Origin of the sequence: Aureispira anguillae, assembly GCF_026000115.1 — a bacterium.
Classification (GTDB): Bacteria; Bacteroidota; Bacteroidia; order Chitinophagales; family Saprospiraceae; genus Aureispira; species Aureispira anguillae.
Genome location: NZ_AP026867.1, coordinates 7,280,019 through 7,296,134, shown reverse-complemented (window position 1 = coordinate 7,296,134; position 16,116 = coordinate 7,280,019). Strand labels below are relative to the sequence as shown.

Genomic DNA, 16,116 nt, shown 5'->3' with positions numbered 1-16,116 from the left:
TTTTTGTAGTTGATAACTTAGCCCCCATTGGTGGTTTACTAAATTATTGAGGTTGGTAAAAAGATCTACTACTAATTTAATTGAGATACATGACAATGAAAAGCACAGTTTAGCGCCATTCTTAATTTTTCAACGCAATATAAGCTACTTAAAACAAAGGGTACAAGCCTTTTTTCTCAAAAAAAAATGGTCATTCCGAGAAGGAATGACCATTTTAAATTTATTTTTTTCAGCGCAATTAATCCTTAATAACCAATTTGTGGCTAGCTGTACCATTGCTAGTTTTGACATTGATTACATACAGACCAGCCGTCAAAGCTGATGTGCTTAATTTTTGAACATTTGTTCCTTTTTCTAGTAAAATAGCTTGTGTAGGCATAACCTCTTGTCCTATGCTATTAAAAATTGTAATCTGAGCATCTCCAACAATAGAAGACTCAATTTCTAACATAACATCTTGGTTTTTGCCAGATGGGTTAGGATACAATTTAGAAGACTGAATTTCTGATGGAATATCTTCTACTCCTACATTCCAGTTAAATACTTCAAATTTTGCTTTGGTAGATCCAAGATCATTATTAGCAAAACAGAACGTAGTAGCATTTAAAGGGTATACTCTCCACTCAAAACGCTTACCTGGGGTTAGTGTTTGCCAATAGTTGGTTCCTGTAACCGTTACATCATAAGCTTCTCCATTGATAATTGGAATACCCAAGAAGCTAATTTCATAAATATGTACATGATACATAGTAGCACCATTTACAGGATTCCAAGCAAAATGTACTAATGGTTGCGGAGCAATAGAGTTGTCAACAGGATGCTGAACAACAACGGTATCAGTAATCGTAATATCTGTTGGTGTAGCATAAATAGTAGCAAAACCTCTAGAAGCGATGTCCATTTTCATGGCTTCTCCTTGTTCAGCAGAAAATTGAGTAGCACAAAGATCATCATAATAACTCATTACATTCTCAGAAGTAGTTCCTGTTGTATCCTTGTAAGGAGCATAAGTATTTACACCAAAAGTAACACCTGCTAATTGAGTATCATCTACTCGTAAATCTGCCGCAGGGAAAGTATAAGAAGTTCCTGGTGCCAAAGCTGTAGGTAAGGTATACGTTCTAGCGCTAGAAGCTACTTGGGTACCATTGTTATAAAAAACATCTGTTGCCAAAATATTTGTTCCTGTTGCAACCGTTAAAGTAGTACTTGTATTGGTTACTTGTAGGCTATCCATGTCTACTCTATGGTTTCCTGTGCTTGGAGTAATCGTGTACTTTGCGTTTGCAGCTGCAAAAGTCAAACTAGGAGCAGATGGAGCCGTTACATTAACATCCAAATAATGTCCATTTAGGTTAATAAACTCTTCTTGTACATCCAAGATACCAACACCAATAATATTATCATCTGAATTTTGAGGGCAGTAGATATCCGTTGAATCAGAATCTCCAATGGTATCTTGCCACAACATTACTGTATTACCAGCCAAAGTGTATTCAGTTTCTACAACTACTAGAGTTTTAGGATAAATTCTATCCTTAGTAGAGTTGTTTTTCAACCACATTTCATCCAAAAAGGCTTCACCTTCCAAAATTTTGAAACGGCTAGGTGTTGGATTAATCGTTTCTGGGCGGAATAACCAACCATTAGGATCAATAGCAGTAGCTGCATAGTCACAACCTGTGTTGTAAGCACTTCCGTAAAACCCAAACAAGTAATTGGCATCTGTATCACAAAAACCATCTGCTGCAATTTGGCAATTTTCTCCACCACCAGAACGAATAATACGCTCAACAGGAACAGGCTCATTATTATAAGTTACAATAGAAGGCGTGCGCCCTGTGGTATTGCCCATTACAGAACCATAGTTCTTTCCTTCCCAACCAAAGAAGGTGTGAGGTAGACCAAAAAAGTGTCCCAACTCATGTGTCAAAGTAGTACCATCGTATCGAACAGCACCTTGGATTGCATATACAATATCCAAACCAGGCGTATAATACCCCAATGTTGTTCCACCAGATATACCATTCACAATTTCATTACCAACAAAAACATTAACCATACCTGGCACTCGATAAAGTCCCATAAAGTAATTGGCCATTCCATCTGCAAAGCTATTGGTGTACAATAAATCTTGATTGATTACACGAATAGGACCAGCCAAATAAAATTCTACATTGATGTGTTCATAATCCTCATTCAAGCGACACAAGTTAGCTAGAATATCACTGATGCTCTCACCACCTGTTCCATCACTTTTATTGACAATATGAAATTGAACGGGTACATAAACAGTGCTATCATTGCCACGACCTCTTTCAAATTTTTCTAACAACTCGACTCTATTTCTTCTATTGTCAAGCATTCGATTTTTTATGGCATGACCTTCGGCAAGACCAACGCCACATACTGCACGATTTTGTGTAGTTTGGGCTTGTACATCAGAGACTTGACTCCCGACAAACAGCACCAATCCCATTACATATAATAAACAACGAACCATAACCTTGGATTGAGTTAAAATGAATTAATAAATATATAACCATTGCTTTAGTTGCCTCTTCAACTTTAGCCTGATTTACAACAACATAACCTCTTATATTGTCATCAAAATAAAATTAAAAAAGACGTTAGAGTAATAAAACCAACTTAATTATTACTCATTACCAACCTCAAAAAAAGCAAAAACTTTTGGGTATAGCAATTTTTAGCACGAAAAATTTACAGAATTGAAGATACTATGACAGAAGTATTAACTATCTCTTATAAATAAGCCTTAAAACAAACTATTATAGTATAATTATTCATTGGAGCAAATAAAAATACTGCGTCAATTATCGCTTTGTATCTCTTACTAAAGCAATTTAATTATTATCTATAGCTAGAAATAAGTCTTGCTTAAATTAACAAAGGGGTTTGCCAATTTATAATCTGTTGGGTAGATAGTAGACTTATTGTTAGATACATTCCAAAAAAAAGAGAAGTAATGGTATCAATTATAAGAAACTTTTAGTAAAGTTAAAAGTATTGCAAAAAAAAGGTATCTAAAAGGCTTTTTTTTTTACATTTGTATGGCAAGAATGAATAATTAATTCGTTTTTTTTGCATCTTCTTTTATATCTGATCTTCATCAAGATTAGAATACTTGAAAATTCTAATAAATTAATATAATAAATAGCAAATAAAATTTAGACATGAGAAAAGTAACTGTTATAGGTGCTGGTGCAGTAGGTGCTAGTTGTGCCGAATACATTGCCATTAAAAACTTTGCTGCAGAAGTTGTACTATTAGACATCAAAGAAGGTTTTGCAGAAGGAAAAGCAATGGACTTAATGCAAACAGCCTCTTTAAATGGTTTTGATACTAAAGTAACTGGAGTGACAAATGATTATAGCAAAACAGCTGGTTCAGATGTTTGTGTAATTACTTCTGGTATTGCTCGTAAACCAGGTATGTCTCGTGATGAATTGTTAGGAATCAATGCAAGCATTGTTAAGTCTGTATCTGCTAGTTTGGTAGAACATTCTCCTAATACCATTATTATTGTTGTCTCTAATCCAATGGATACGATGACTTATTTGGTTCACAAAACTACTGGTTTACCAAAAAATAGAATTATTGGTATGGGTGGTGCTTTAGACTCTGCTCGTTTCAAATATCGTTTAGCAGAAGCGCTAGGTGCTCCTATCTCTGATGTTGATGGTATGGTAATTGGCGGTCATTCTGACAAAGGTATGGTTCCATTGACTCGTTTGGCTACTCGTAATTCTGTGCCTGTTTCTGAATTTCTTTCAGAAGAACGATTGAACCAAGTAAAAGAAGACACCAAAGTAGGAGGTGCTACATTAACCAAATTGTTGGGTACTTCTGCTTGGTATGCTCCAGGTGCAGCAGTTTCTGGTTTGGTTCAGGCAATCATCTGCGATCAAAAGAAAATTTATCCTTGTTCTGCTTTATTGGAAGGAGAGTATGGGCTATCTGACCTTTGTATAGGAGTTCCTGTAGTACTAGGAAAAGATGGTATCGAGAAAATTGTTGAAATCAATTTGAACGATGCTGAAAAAGAACATTTAGCAGCTTCTGCAGCGGCTGTTAAAACAAACAATGGAAATCTTGAGCTATAATTCTCAATTTTTCAAATACTATAAAGCAATCTCATCTAGGGATTGCTTTTTTTTTTAGCCCTTATGACTTAAGAAACTAAGTAGCACTCATGATCGTAAATTTAACGCAGAATCAATTCTGCTTCGTTTCTTGTTCCTATTTAATTTAGCGTTTATGAAAAAACTAATTTTTGCCATTGCCAATACTTATAAAAAAGTAAAAAATCTAAAAAATAAAGTTTTGGGGAAGACGGAGCAAGATGTCATCCATCAACAAATTGTTACAGGAAAAGCATGGGAAGATTTTTGTGATACGCTAAAAACGGCTGGCACCTCACTACTCTATGGCAACGCTCCCCTTGATCCCTTTCAGCAAGCAGAAGGAATTCGTTATTTATCTAGATTGACTAGGGCTAGCTTAGATGCCTTTATTGAACATGCCGATCCCCAATTCCCTAGTTTTAAAAGAATGGTTCATGAAACAGTAAAATTAGGGGCAGATAATCCTGACAATCATTACGCCAATGCTCAAGTTAGTGGCGATTATGATTATCGAATTTGGGGCAATCGAAATTCTGTTTTTTACCTCGGTTTTTTCACCCAAAATGGTAGCTATGGCAGTACGGGGGGCTTGTCTCCTTGTGGCGTATTGGAAGACAGCCAAATGCATTTTGAAGCAGATGGTTCTTTTGAAATTTTTGTCACCAAAGAAAAAAAAGGTAAAAACTGGCTCAAAATTGAAGCAGAAACTACTTTATTGATGCTTAGACAAACCTTTATGGATACTCAAAATGAAGTAGCGGCTACTGTTCATATTGAATGTATTGGAGGGCCTAAAAAACCTCTTCCCTTAAGCCCAGAGCTAGTTTATAATGGATTAAATATGGCTGGAACCTTTGTTGCGGGAGCTTCCTTTTTGTTTTCAAAATGGACAACAGGCTTTACCAAGCACCCCAACCAATTGCCCCTGTTTTCGCCTGAAGTTTCAAATGCAGCTGGTGGGGATGCTAATATTTGGTATTATCATAGTTATTGGAAATTAGCAGCAGATGAAGCCTTGTACATTCATTTTACGCCTCCAAATTGCAAGTATTGGAATTTTCAATTGAATAACTATTGGATGGAGTCCTTAGATTATCGACATTTTAACATTCATCTTAACATGCACACAGCAGTCGTTGAAAAAGATGGGTCGGTCAAGTTATTTGTAGCACACCAAAAACCACCTCACCCCAATTGGATTGACACGGCTTATCACCAAGAAGGCACCATGCTATTGCGGTGGGCTTACGCAGACAGCAACCCTCAACCCCAAATAGAAGTCATTAAATATTCCAATATTTCTACACGAATCCTCCCTAACCATGAGCCTAAACACTAACGATCCGTTTTTAATTCGTGCCTACAACCGCTTATGCTCTACGGCTAAACTTGATGCTAATCAGCTTTTAACGGCTGCACAAAAAGCGATTGGGGCAACAGATTTTGGCGAAACTGCTTACCAAGAACGCCTAGAACGGCTGTGCCAATCCATCAACCAAGAAGCGCAATTACATCCTTTTGGTGCTTTTATCAGCAAGGAACGACTCAAAGGTCTATTAAAAAATCGCTTGCGAGCAATCCAATATTTGCAGCAACACCCTGCCATTCTAAAAGAAGAACTTCAGCCTCCTCTTATTATTGCGGGTTTACAACGTACAGGTACCACCTTTTTGCAGCGTTTATTGGCATCTGATACAAACAACAGAGCGTTGCTATCTTGGGAAGCGCTAAATCCAATTCCTTTTTCGGGAGCCAATGAACAAAAAAAACGCATTCGGCAAGCACTATTGAGCCAAAAAGCATTGCGTTATATGTCCCCTATCTTTTTTAGTATTCACCCTGTAGAATTTGATAGCCCAGAGGAAGATATTTTACTCAATGATATGACACTTCTGAGCGCAATCCCAGAAGCGACAATGCATGTTCCTAGTTTTAGTCAATGGGTCACGCATCAAGATCATAGCATTGCTTATGATTGGTTATTCAAAATGTTGCAATTATTACAATGGCAGACCAAGCCTAAAACATGGATTCTCAAGACTCCTCAACATTTAGAATATATGGATGTCATTGTGCAAAAATTTCCACAATCGGTTGTTATACACACCCATCGTCACCCCAAGGAATGCATCCCATCCTTTTGCAGTATGGTTTATCATAGTCGAAAAATTTTTAGTACGCATGTTGACGCAAAAGAAGTTGCGAAGCATTGGCTAAACAAAAACATTTACATGCTCCAAAAAACCATGCAAGCACGCAAAGCACATCCTGATTTTAAAGTCATTGATGTATATTATAAAGACCTAACCAAAGATCCCATTGGTACGCTTCAACAGATTTATCAACAAATCGGAAGACCATGGACAACTCAGGTTGAATCAGAAATCAAACAAGCCATGTTACAGCATAAGAAAAATAAATATGGCAAGCATCATTATGATATGGCTGATTTTGGATTGACCAATGCTTCTATTGAGCAAGCTTTTTCTTTTTATTTAGAACAACATCCTAATCTCTAGCCAAACACAGCTGATATAACTGTTCCCATTCTTATTTACTGACAACTAATAAAACGATGAATCAAAACAAAAAATTTGACAGCACCTTCAAAGCGACGCTTACAGGGATAAAAGATGTTTTATTTCCTCCCAAAACGGATAAAACATTAAATAATCAGGATCGTTTGGATGGAAAAACTTGTTTAGTAACAGGGTCTAATACAGGTTTGGGCTTTGCGATTGCGACAGAACTTGCCAAGCGTGGAGGGCGCATTATTATGGCTGTCAGAAGTGGTATTCCTCAAAAGGGAACAGAAATTCAACAATTGAGTGGCAATAGCAATGTTCAAATGGAATTTGTAGAGTTATCGGAGTTGCAATCCATCAAAGATTTAGTGTTGCGACTAGCCGAACAACAAATCGTTATTGATATTTTGGTTTGTAATGCAGGGGTGGTTCCAGCAGGAAGCAAACAAGCTAAGAATGGTCTAGATTTAATGTTTGCGGTCAACTATTTGTCAACCTTTTATTTGGTAAATTTACTATTGCAACATCAAATTATACAAGCTCCTCATACTCCCCAAGCCCGATTAATTTTTGTTTCTTCTGAATCTCATCGAGTTGATTTGCCAATTGATTACACTACCTTTGGACAACCCATTTCTTATAGTGCTGCCAAGGTGGTAAAATTTTATGGTTATTATAAACTGATTTTAAATATTTTTATCGAGGAACTCAATCGTCGCTATGCCAATAATGGTAAGAATCTGTCTATATTCACCCTCTGTCCAGGGGCGGTTCATAGCAATATTTCTCGCAACTCCCCCCAATTGCTCAAACCCATTTTATGGTTAGTGTTTAAAATCTTTTTTCAAACGCCACTACAGGCATCTCGCCCAGCAGTTTATTTTGCTTGTAGCCCTAAATTAGAAGGACAAACAGGACACTATTTACATATGATGCAGGACAAAAAAATGGCAGCAGTTTCTTATGACGCAGAGCATGGGCAAAAAGTTTGGGCAGCCTCCGAACAATTGTTGGCAAACTTAGGGTTTAAATTATAACCTTAGGGTTTTCTAAGTGTTGCTTTAAACCATTACAAACATCATCAAAACCAATTTGGATTTTATTGCGGTATAACCATAAAATCAATTTTGTCAAGGGACCTTCAAAAAAATCAGAAGTATAATACTTTGTTTTATTATTGCCCAAATCTGTTAATTGTTGTAAACGTATTGTTCTTACATACCAAGCATTTTGAATGCCCCACTCTAAGCGTTTGTTTTCCTCGTCCCAAACCAATAGCGTTTCTTTCTGAAACATTGTTTGTTGAGAGTTAGGATTTAAACGAACGTGCAACCCTACTGTAGAGCCAATGACAGGCTCTATTTCCACTTTAGGAGTAAAGGGGTTCCATTCGTAATAATAATCAAAACTAGTTAAGGTCTTCCAAACCTGATCAATAGGGGCATTAATTATAACTGTTGACTCGATTAAATTCTTGCTCATCTCTTTTTTAGGGGTTATTTTTTTCTAAGTAAGCGGGCATAAAAAAGTATAGGTAAAAAAAATAATTGTGAACGATTATAATCCATCTTTCAGGGCAGGGCAAAAAATTGAATTTAAGTACATTGAGTTATCAAGCAAATATTTTAATTTTGAATCACTAATTTATGGGTAGAATCAGAACCATCCTTTCCTGCAATCATAACAAGATAAATGCCATTTGCCCATCCTTTTGTTATCAAGGAAATTCGATGCAAACCAACTTTTCCTGCAATTCTTTTATTCAAAATTTGTTGTGAAGTCATATTGTAGACCTTGATTTCAAAATCATCATCTGTGCTAGCGTCTATCATCAAATTAGTCTCGTCTGTAGCAGGGTTAGGCTGTAGTTTTATAGCTACTTTTGCTTTTTCAAAAGACAGGTGTCGAATCGGCGAATAAGTAAATGATTCATCCATTTCAATAATTTTTAGACGATAATAACTATTGGGAATCAACGGAAAAGCATCAATGACCTGATAATTATTAATCGACAATTTTTTCTGCGCTTCAACGACAGCAACTTCCTCATAATCAATCCCATTTACTGATCGTTCCACAACAAATTCTTTGATATTGATTTCTTGAGTCGTTCTCCATTTTATTCTTGCTTTGTCATGCCCTTCTTTTTCGGCTTCAAAACTAACTAAATCCAGTGGAAAAGTCATTGTACTAGGGTTAACATTTAAGATAAAAGATCCTAAAAAATTGCTTTCAAACTCTATCGCTAACACAGCACTTAATGAACTAAATGGTGCCGTTGATGTCCCTAATAAATTAACGACGTTAAATGGGATTGTATCGGGTATTCCTCTACCGATAGTATCCTCAAAACGCAATAAAGTCAAATCGTACTGAGACAATAATCCTGGGCTCCCCAGATACCCCATAGAAAGTGCCACTAATTCAGCCTGTGAAAAATACAACCGAATCTTTCCGCCTCCAGCATGAGCAGCCGAAAAACTCCAGTGGCGCATCAAATAAGGTATACCATTCCAATAATTCGGAACAGAATCAAAATGCACTTCAGCTTGCACCAGCCCTAAGGCTATTGTATCTAAACTATTCATTTTATCCTGTACAGAAGCAATCGGGCGCTTCGTTTGGTTATCAAAAAAGTGCGTAAAATGTTCCTGATTGGTCAAATTACATCCCCCTGTGCTTGGTTCATTAACCAAAATTCCTTGATCGTGCTTAATCGAAAAAAAAGAACGAGGCGCATTAAAATTCCGTACTCCGCAACGCATTCCCCCTGCATCTAAAGTATAATAACTATTGGCAACGGGATAAAAATCTAGGTAATGTGTGCAAGCAGTTGTGACATCATTATCATCATCCAAGAAAAATACGGTATCTATCCCAGTATTTCCGACATCGTCATACCAATTCAAAATCAAGCTATATGGATACGTACCTGTAAATGAAACTGGAACCGTTACAGGGCTTCCTCCATTGCAAAAATGAAATAAGGTATCATGATTGGTTGCAACGGTTACTGCTGGCGGCAAAGAAAACGCCCAAATTCCTGTTGCTGTATTATTGATGTTGTCACTATTTGTCCCTGTTTCAAAAAACAATGCCAGATGCCGAGATGGAATAATAGGATCTGCGAGTCCCTTGGTTCCTTTAATATCCTTAATCTTAACATAATCTAGACAAAAAGCATTGCCATACTCTTTGTGAATATAGGCATCTCTCCCTGCTACCATTGATTCTATATAGACAAATTCTGAAGCATTCCCATACGCTATAATTTTTCCATGCTCTGCTGCTAAGGTCTGAGTTTTTCCATTTTTGAGGTACAAATGATGCCCTCCTTTTAGCCCTAGGCTATCAAATGTATTATTGCCATACAATTTGGCGGTTCCATCAAAATAAGCATAATCATAAATGGCATTGTTATAGACCCTCATTTCATCATCATTATCCAAAAAATTTACTTGATCGTAAACCAAACCATCTCCCATATAAAAGTATTTTGTAAAAACATAGGTAGAGGTATTGTTCTTAAAATTAAGCGTACTATTTTCGGATAGTATTTGCATTCCAGTAGATGTTGAAATATCCCAAGTATACCCATAGTAGCTATTATAACGATCGTTGCACAAGACCGTAACCGTAGAGTTTCTAATGTCTAAAACTCTATGCTTAGTGGTTCGGTCTGCTCTAAACCTAGAACGAATGGTTATATTATGACCATTGGCACGAAAAGTCCCTGCATCCAAAACAAATCCAGTATAACATCGATAAACAGAATCGTGCAAATAAAAATCACCATCCAAAATCCATTCTCCATTACTGTTATTAAAAACTACCCCACAATTGGCCAGTTGAGTATGGTTTAAGTTTATGGTGTTGATGCCCCCTCCAACAAAATAGATATTTCCCCTTTGGTTATAATTTGTCATATTATGATGCAGCATAAAATTTCCTCCAACATAAAGTTCATCGCCTGTTATTCTAATATCAGCATAGCAAAAAAGGCTCTTACAAAATGCCGTGTTGTCAATATTGCAACCGTTACTGGTCGATGAAAAAGACAAACTATCAAAAACAACATCGTCTGCTAATGTTGGCATACAGCCCCCCAACGACCCCGTAAGGCTATTAGGATCCGTTGTCCAATGGTTCGGATCACTCCAATCCCCTTCATAGTCCGTTGAATTAAGCGCAGAGGCTCGCCAATAATAGACCACTCCTATTCCAGCATTAAAAATCCACCCATTATTATTTCCACCATCAATGCAAGCATTTGTTGCAACAGCCACTCCTGTATTATTAACGCTTTGAATAAAGCAAGACTCTACTTCAGCTGCTCCCATTTGAAGGTTGCAATTGCTATTTTGGTACGCTCGAATCGTAATAATATCATTGCAAGTTCCCCTAGCAATAAGCGAATCTGCAATTGTCAATCGCTTTATTTCATAAGTATTTCCTGCATGCAAAATCATTTTCCCTCTATAATTAAGCATAGATCCAGTAATATGCATATTATTTACACCAAATTCTCCATCTCCCAACATCTCCAGATTTCCCATCAGGAAGGTCTCCACGCCGTAGAATTCTAACTTCACACCATAACTATAGACATTGGGCAAATAAACAGAATTGCTATAAGCATATTCTTTTTGTGTTCGAACAGCAACGGCTCCTGCTAGTTCCGTAAAATTAATGGTCGTATTTCCTCTATAATCTACCACCGTAGCTCCAAAGTCATAGAAGGTTCCTGTTAGGTTGATCATAACACTATCTAAAATACGATTCCCCAAAGAGAGCACATTGGTGTTAATTGTTATATTGCTGCCACGAATCGTAGAATAGACCCAACCATGTACCTCTTTAGCTGTTAGATGATCTATAATTCGATAATCGGAGTGTTTCCAAAAAATTAATTTGGGACAGTTGAAGCCTAAGGTTCTTAAGGTATCTCCCTTTCCATGAAAATAAATTGCCTCATCTGCGATAGGAGCACCCATGTTAGCACGAAATTGCGCCGAGCCAAAAATATGTATTTTTTTATTTAGATGCATTGTTGCTCCACTGACCACTGTTTGTTCCCAGATAAAGCTTCTACAGTTGGCGACAATATCTACCTTTATCCATTTATTCGCAAAAGGAAAACTACTAGAATCTACATAAATATCCATAAAAGGAGTTGGAATACAATTCAAGGTGTTGGTTACCCAAGTCGCTCCATCCCAAAATTGCCAATTATTGGGATCGCTCCATAACTGGTTGCCACTATCTACAAATTTCATTTTGTTTGAGCTAGTTGCTTGAAAAATCCAGTGGGGGCTATTTCCTCCTCCATTAATTCCATTGGTAACTAAATACGAGCGTCCTCCTGATACATCACAATCCATATCTTGTAGAATAACCTGACTCAAATCTAATTGCCCAGCTGTTTTTTTACGAATCAGCCCCACTGATTTAGCAAAACCTCTTAAGGTTATAAAGTCAGAACAGTTGGTTGGAGAATGAAAGGAATCTATTTCCAAAAAATCATTATTAACCAAGTTGTTACTGTTAAAAAAATGCTCATCAGCAGGGGCTAAATACAAGTTATTAACACTAACTTGGGCATCCACAAAATAAGTAGAAGCATTTGTTCTCAAATAATTACAAGATACATAGCCTCCTATACTAAGCCTAGAATACCCTGTGATACTATCATATTGCATCCCTTCGCCAAAAAAACCGTATTGTTTTTCGGCTATTGTTTGTATAAAATGAATATGAGCTCCCTGTACAGAAAAAAATTTAAAATTGCCTAAGGTTGCATTAAAATCAACCCACCAAGCTTTGGAGTTTCCTCCATTATATCCTGCCAAATATATTTGTGAGCTATCAAATAAAATACCTCGATTAAGAGAACTGTTTTTTGAATAAAAGAAATCCGTTATAATCGTTTGCTTGTTGCTATTTAAGGTTCCATTATACAAGACAATAGTACCTGTCGGAATATTCCAATCCCAATTATCTACATCCTGCTGAGCATCATCTACCCAAAAAGAATCCTGCAAAACCCATTCTGTATTGGCTCCCCCATCAAATTCAACTTGGGAAAGCTTAAACTTATTACCAGCAGTACGGATAATTTCTGATCCATTTAAAATAGATCGAAACCTCAATATCCCTGAAAAATCAAATTCTACATCTCTCGCCAATTCCATTGAGCCATAAATATCCAATGTTCGATTAGTTGTACTACTAAAAATAAGCCCAGAACTATTATTAATTGCTGGATCTATCCAAAAATCATGGCAATTAGCATTTGAATTAAATGTAATGGATGATGTGCCTGCATTCATTACACTCGCAACAAAATAAACATTGTCAATAGAGATTGGGGCTTGCGTTGCTGTTGCGCCTCCTATTGATCCAATTGTCCACATCTGAGGATCATTAAAATCCCCATCTCCTCCTTTCCAATAAAAATCTAAGGCCTGAATTTGACACAGATGAATTAAAAAGAATACGGTTGTTATTACATTTTTCATACAAAAAAATTAATAATTTATATAAAAGCATAGCTCGAAGTGATACGATTAATAAACTATCCACTAATATTCCAAAAAACAAAATACCCATAACTTACTAAAAATCAACTACATAAATTCAACCTAAAACTCTTCCCAAAAACAGTAATTGGCATTTTTTCCATATTTAGGAATTTTCTAAAAAAAAGAAAATATCATTTTTTGTTGGCTAAAAGACTATAATAGAAAGAGATGCATTATTTTGGGGGTTTAATATTCTTTTCTAGGGCTTTCCTATAAAAATGTTTACACAAAATTGTTTTCTGATTATCAAGTATTATTAAATCGGTAAATTTTCAAATTAACGCCAAGAAGTTGTTTAAGAATGTTGTTGATTTTATTCACGATGTTCATGATAAGAGTTCGAGATCAAAGCTAGTAGTTATTAGCTTAATCCATTAATGTACTAACATTAAGCCAGCTCGAAAGCTCGTTTTTTGTTTCGCAGCTATGAACTAACACAAAGTCTAATAGACTTTGTGTGTTGTGAACTGCGAAGCAGCTACGGGGCTAAAAATAGCTGCCGATCCGATGGCTGCTATGGTTGGATCGCAGGTGTTAAGATCATTTTTAAACAACTTCCAAAAGTGAATAATTAAAACACTGATTTTTAGCGGTTGTATTTTTTATAGGAAAACCCTTTATTCTTTTCACATTATTCCAATTAATATGAATACAATTGCCATTTTAGGAGGCGGAAATTTAGGTAGCGCCATTGCCCAAGGTTTATATAAAAGTAAACAGTATCAAGCTGCTAATATTTTTGTTACTCGCAACAAGATTGAGCGTTTAGCGCATCTCAAAACAGAAGGTATTCAAGTCGGCAAAGACAATAATTTTGCCGTACAAGAAGCGCAAATTATCATTATTGCCGTCAAACCTTATAAAGTAAAAGATATCATTGCCGAAATTCGACAGGACTTAGACCCCAAAAAACATATCTTAGTTTCGGTAGCAACAGGAATCACAACTTCAGAAATTACCCAGATGGTGGGTTTTGAACTGCCTATTTTTCGTGCTATGCCCAATACTGCTATTGAAATTCAGGAGTCTATCACTTGCATCTGCTCCAAGCACGCTAATACAACACAAAAAACACAGATTAGCGAGTTATTCAATTTATTGGGTATTGCGGTTACTATTAATGAAGAACTCATGGAAGCAGCTACCGTTTTGGGAGCTTGTGGAATTGCTTATGTGTTCCGCTTTATTCGTGCAATGATGCAAGGAGGAATTGAAATTGGATTTGATGCAATAACCGCTAGTACAATAGCGGAGCAAACCGTAAAAGGGGCGGCAGAATTATTGCTCAAAGGGGGCAAACATCCAGAAGAAGAAATCGATAAAGTTACTACGCCTAAGGGGTGTACCATATCAGGACTAAATGAGATGGAACATCGTGGTTTTAGTTCTTCTTTGATTAAAGGAATTTTAAATTCCTATCAAAAGATTGAAAAGTAATTGCATGATAAATAGACGCTGTTTAAGAACTAAAAACAGTACAACTAATGCTAGTTTTTAGTTTTTAAACAACACCTCCATTAAGAAAATGCTTCCAATGAAATGCGATATGAATATAATTGCAAGTAATATGTATCAAAATAGGCCAGAATAAACTACTTGTTTTATCTCTAATATATCCTACAGATAAAGAAAATACAACAACCAACAGTAAGCTTGTTGTCGCAAAAATAGGGTCCATAATAGTATAGAACCCAACATGTGCCATAAAGAAAAAAAAGGTTGCATATAAATTTCCTTGACTTAATAATCTACCATCTACTGGTGACCCTTGATTGGTATACGATTGTATAAAACCTCTATACAATAATTCTTCAGCCGTAGAAGAAATGGTAATTGCCAATATAAACCAACCTAAAATGGTATTCTCTAGATCTAGATAACTATAATTGATGGAATAATTAGAGAGAAAATAATTATTAGTGGCAAAGAGCATCCCCAAAATAGAAAACAACAAAATTGTAGAGCGATTAGGCTTCGAAAACTGAAAAAATTGTTCTTTGTTTTTGATATATCTTGAAATCAAAAATAAAAAAGCCGTAATTACCAAACTTTTATGAACAATAGAAAATTGATCTGGAGTTATGTAAGGCTTTAAAGTAAGAACAAGAGGAACAGTAAAGGCATACATAATTAGATATACCAATAATGGGAATACGAATCTATTTTTTAGGGTCATGGTGGTGTTTTCTTTTCTTCCAAATAAATCTGTGTATAGGGAAAAAGATCAAAACCAATGGCTATACAAAATGTAAAACGATTGCCGAATACATTCCTTTTTCCCTATAATTAGGCAACAAAACCAACTGTCTACTTATAAAGTAGCAATCGTATCTCCTTTATCTGGACTTAAAATAAAAATCTTTTGTCCTCATTGTTGGTTCAACATACCATTTTTCTGAAAAAGCAAGTCAAAGGCCTTATACGAATAATTACTTTTTGTATTGCTTTCTTATTTCTTAGTAATTTGTTGAATAGCAATTCGGTCAATACCATTGCAAATGTCGTTTTGAACTTCATATTTCAACTCAACATCCATTGGCAAAACGGCTCCATCCAGCAAGGTTGTTCCAGCAGGTAAATCTGCTTCAAAAAATCGATAGGTAAACTTATTAATAGCAATCAAATAACCACCACAGCAAGGGCAAGCCGTTACATCTTTTGCCAAAATCTGCCCCTGTGGCAATGCATTAGAAGCATCATCACAGCTGTTAAATACGATAGATATACCCATGAATAAAATTAAAGCTAGTGTTCTCATTCTTTTTTTATTAAATGTAATTTTTTTGTTCTTTAACAGTTCCATGCCTCAGACCTGTTTTTAAACTAATGATTGGAAATTTAACGTATAATCAATTCTACTTAAGT

The 16,116-nt window shown here is 36.0% G+C and carries 10 protein-coding genes; 5 read left to right on the top strand and 5 right to left on the bottom strand.

Annotation, left to right across the window (positions count from 1 at the left end; genetic code table 11):
• Positions 1-238 precede the first annotated feature (238 nt).
• The gene (locus AsAng_RS28350; RefSeq protein WP_264790528.1) at positions 239-2,503 is read right to left on the bottom strand and encodes a zinc-dependent metalloprotease; all 2,265 of its coding nucleotides are present in this window, start codon (positions 2,501-2,503) and stop codon (positions 239-241) included.
• 691 nt (positions 2,504-3,194) lie between these two features.
• Here AsAng_RS28350 and mdh point away from each other — a divergent pair.
• The 4 genes from mdh to AsAng_RS28330 all read left to right on the top strand — a co-directional run bounded on the left by mdh (position 3,195) and on the right by AsAng_RS28330 (position 7,707).
• Positions 3,195-4,124 carry a malate dehydrogenase gene (gene mdh, locus AsAng_RS28345; protein ID WP_264790527.1) on the top strand — a complete coding sequence of 310 codons (930 nt, stop codon included), beginning with the start codon at positions 3,195-3,197 and terminating at the stop codon, positions 4,122-4,124.
• A 154-nt stretch (positions 4,125-4,278) separates the two neighbouring features.
• A complete protein-coding gene (locus AsAng_RS28340; RefSeq protein ID WP_264790526.1) occupies positions 4,279-5,484 on the top strand; it encodes a DUF1214 domain-containing protein in 1,206 nt (401 codons plus the stop codon).
• A complete protein-coding gene (locus AsAng_RS28335; protein ID WP_264790525.1) occupies positions 5,468-6,664 on the top strand; it encodes a sulfotransferase family protein in 1,197 nt (398 codons plus the stop codon). Before AsAng_RS28340 ends, AsAng_RS28335 begins: the two co-directional genes overlap by 17 nt.
• Positions 6,665-6,720: 56 nt before the next feature.
• On the top strand, positions 6,721-7,707 hold the full coding sequence (locus AsAng_RS28330) for an SDR family NAD(P)-dependent oxidoreductase (RefSeq protein ID WP_264790524.1): 987 nt from the start codon (positions 6,721-6,723) through the stop codon (positions 7,705-7,707).
• Here the strand turns inward: AsAng_RS28330 and AsAng_RS28325 are convergent.
• Positions 7,697-8,152, bottom strand: coding sequence for an SRPBCC domain-containing protein (locus tag AsAng_RS28325; protein WP_264790523.1), 456 nt, complete (start codon positions 8,150-8,152; stop codon positions 7,697-7,699). The genes AsAng_RS28330 and AsAng_RS28325 overlap by 11 nt on opposite strands.
• A gap of 143 nt (positions 8,153-8,295) precedes the next feature.
• Positions 8,296-13,188, bottom strand: coding sequence for a T9SS type A sorting domain-containing protein (locus AsAng_RS28320; RefSeq protein ID WP_264790522.1), 4,893 nt, complete (start codon positions 13,186-13,188; stop codon positions 8,296-8,298).
• A gap of 708 nt (positions 13,189-13,896) precedes the next feature.
• On the opposite strand from AsAng_RS28320, the gene proC reads away from it, so the two are divergent.
• The gene (proC, locus tag AsAng_RS28315) at positions 13,897-14,688 is read left to right on the top strand and encodes a pyrroline-5-carboxylate reductase (protein ID WP_264790521.1); all 792 of its coding nucleotides are present in this window, start codon (positions 13,897-13,899) and stop codon (positions 14,686-14,688) included.
• A gap of 64 nt (positions 14,689-14,752) precedes the next feature.
• Here the strand turns inward: proC and AsAng_RS28310 are convergent, their stop codons facing one another.
• Together AsAng_RS28310 and AsAng_RS28305 are read right to left on the bottom strand one after the other, a co-directional pair.
• Positions 14,753-15,427 (bottom strand): CPBP family intramembrane glutamic endopeptidase, encoded by a 675-nt coding sequence (locus AsAng_RS28310; RefSeq protein WP_264790520.1) that lies wholly within the window; start codon positions 15,425-15,427, stop codon positions 14,753-14,755.
• A 273-nt stretch (positions 15,428-15,700) separates the two neighbouring features.
• Positions 15,701-16,009, bottom strand: coding sequence for a hypothetical protein (locus tag AsAng_RS28305; RefSeq protein ID WP_264790519.1), 309 nt, complete (start codon positions 16,007-16,009; stop codon positions 15,701-15,703).
• Between the last annotated feature and the right edge of the window lie 107 nt (positions 16,010-16,116).

What these genes read in the sequence shown, in the direction of transcription:
- AsAng_RS28350 (WP_264790528.1), bottom strand. Translation starts at nt 2,503, where the DNA reads ATGGTTCGTTGTTTATTATATGTAATGGGATTGGTGCTGTTTGTCGGG.
- mdh (WP_264790527.1), top strand. Translation starts at nt 3,195, where the DNA reads ATGAGAAAAGTAACTGTTATAGGTGCTGGTGCAGTAGGTGCTAGTTGT.
- AsAng_RS28340 (WP_264790526.1), top strand. Translation starts at nt 4,279, where the DNA reads ATGAAAAAACTAATTTTTGCCATTGCCAATACTTATAAAAAAGTAAAA.
- AsAng_RS28335 (WP_264790525.1), top strand. Translation starts at nt 5,468, where the DNA reads ATGAGCCTAAACACTAACGATCCGTTTTTAATTCGTGCCTACAACCGC.
- AsAng_RS28330 (WP_264790524.1), top strand. Translation starts at nt 6,721, where the DNA reads ATGAATCAAAACAAAAAATTTGACAGCACCTTCAAAGCGACGCTTACA.
- AsAng_RS28325 (WP_264790523.1), bottom strand. Translation starts at nt 8,152, where the DNA reads ATGAGCAAGAATTTAATCGAGTCAACAGTTATAATTAATGCCCCTATT.
- AsAng_RS28320 (WP_264790522.1), bottom strand. Translation starts at nt 13,188, where the DNA reads ATGAAAAATGTAATAACAACCGTATTCTTTTTAATTCATCTGTGTCAA.
- proC (WP_264790521.1), top strand. Translation starts at nt 13,897, where the DNA reads ATGAATACAATTGCCATTTTAGGAGGCGGAAATTTAGGTAGCGCCATT.
- AsAng_RS28310 (WP_264790520.1), bottom strand. Translation starts at nt 15,427, where the DNA reads ATGACCCTAAAAAATAGATTCGTATTCCCATTATTGGTATATCTAATT.
- AsAng_RS28305 (WP_264790519.1), bottom strand. Translation starts at nt 16,009, where the DNA reads ATGAGAACACTAGCTTTAATTTTATTCATGGGTATATCTATCGTATTT.